This window comes from Cohnella sp. OV330, from assembly GCF_900112065.1.
In the GTDB taxonomy this organism is placed as follows: Bacteria; Bacillota; Bacilli; order Paenibacillales; family Paenibacillaceae; genus Cohnella.
Genome location: NZ_FOKE01000028.1, coordinates 1 through 1,764, shown reverse-complemented (window position 1 = coordinate 1,764; position 1,764 = coordinate 1). Strand labels below are relative to the sequence as shown.

General features: G+C 53.5%; 1 protein-coding gene. It reads left to right on the top strand.

Annotated elements, in window-relative coordinates; genetic code table 11:
* The first annotated feature begins 117 nt into the window (after window positions 1–117).
* Window positions 118–1,389 carry an IS110 family RNA-guided transposase gene (locus BM235_RS31520; RefSeq protein ID WP_090118231.1) on the top strand — a complete coding sequence of 424 codons (1,272 nt, stop codon included), beginning with the start codon at window positions 118–120 and terminating at the stop codon, window positions 1,387–1,389.
* The last annotated feature ends 375 nt before the right edge of the window (window positions 1,390–1,764 follow it).

The window sequence follows — 1,764 nt, the reverse complement described above, 5'->3', positions numbered from 1 at the left end:
CCGTTAGGATTCCTGTAGAGCGTTAATTTTGCGCTTTGCATAAAAACGAGCGCCCCCGGTAAGATGGGTTAGTCACGGGTCATAGCCCTTTAGCCATCTTAAGGAGGTCGCTCTATCTTGAAGTTTAAAGCCCAAGCCAAACAAAATCAACTGCTCGAACGCATTTCAACCCAGCATCTGGTCGTCGGTATCGACATCGCCCAGCAATCTCACGTTGCTCGCGCCGTCAACTTCCGAGGGATTCTGCTCGGCACTCCCCTTCACTTCTCCAACGACGACGCCGGCTTCAGCCTACTGCTGCAATGGATGAAAAATCTGCAGGAGACGCACCAATTAAACGACGCCATCATCGGTATGGAACCCACTGGCCACTACTGGCTTAGCCTCGCTGCCTGGCTTAAAAGCCGCAGCCTCGAGGTCGTGTTGGTGAATCCTCATCTCGTCAAAAAGAACAAGGAGAACCGCGACAATACACCTTCCAAAAGCGACATCAAAGATGCCTTTGTTATCGCCGACATGGTGAAAAACGGCTACTACACCCTCATCAAGGAATCCAGTGAAGTGTTCATGGAATTGCGTGTGCTCATGGCAAACCGGGAGACTATCGTTCATCGCCTCGTCAGCGCCAAGAACCAGATCCACCGCTGGGTCGACATCGTTTTCCCGGAGCTGCGGCAGGTATACAAGCACCTCATTGGCGCCGGGGCACTGGCTACATTGCGTCTCTTCCCAACGCCTGCCGACCTTCAAAAACTCACCGTTCGCCAGGTAGTCGAGGGCTGGAAGACGGTCATGAAGCGGCACAGCGGTGAACGAAGAGCTGGCGAGCTGCTGGCGCTAGCAGCGTGCTCAGTTGGCGCCAAGCATGCCGAGAAGGCCTACAAGCTTCACCTGCAACAGTTGCTTGCCGAATATGATCTGGCTACGGAGCAGCTGCAGGTCATCGAGGATGAAGTGGCAAATGCACTGGCCCGGATCCCACTAGCAAAGCCCCTGCTGGCGATAAAGGGCTTGAGTACCCTCGCTGTCGCCGGCATTCTTGGTGAAGCTGGCGACCTCAGTGGTTATGCGCATGGCAATGCGTTGCTGCGGCATGCCGGACTTAACCTGGCTGAAGCGAGCTCAGGCAAGTGGAAAGGCCAGATGTCCATTAGCAAACGAGGCCGACCGAGACTTCGGCATGCCCTGTTCATGGCAACCATGGCCCTCATCATGAACGATGAATCGTTTAAACGACAGCACGAAATGAATGTAAAGACGAAAAGCATGAAGCCGATGCGCTCTGTGATGAAGCTTTGCGGCAGGCTGGCACGCCTATTGGTTGCCATTGCTCAAAGCGGTGAAGCTTACGAACCAAATCGAGCTCTTCCTCTAAAACAAACTGCTTAAACGTTTCTCATTGGCACGAAAATTGGCTTATTCGCAGGATCTCAAGATTGCACGGAGTACCGGATTGCATTACGCAAAAGGGCACAGACCCGTACCGTTAGGATAACCGGCCTCCACCCACCGGATAGGCGTAACGAAGGAATGAAAGGGCATCGACCCGTCGAGAAATGGGAGTGAAAGCCTCCGGAGGTCATGTGGAGCAGCGTGCAGCAGAGCAGTAAAAAGAGGAGCGAAACCTCGCCCCTTCTGTTCCCGCATACGCTTCGGTTGCCGAATTTGACGGTACAAAGCCCCTTCTATCCGGATAGCGATTTATCCATGGGAGAGATCCTGCGAATAAGCGAGCATTCGTGAGAAAACTACATTTTACCGAGG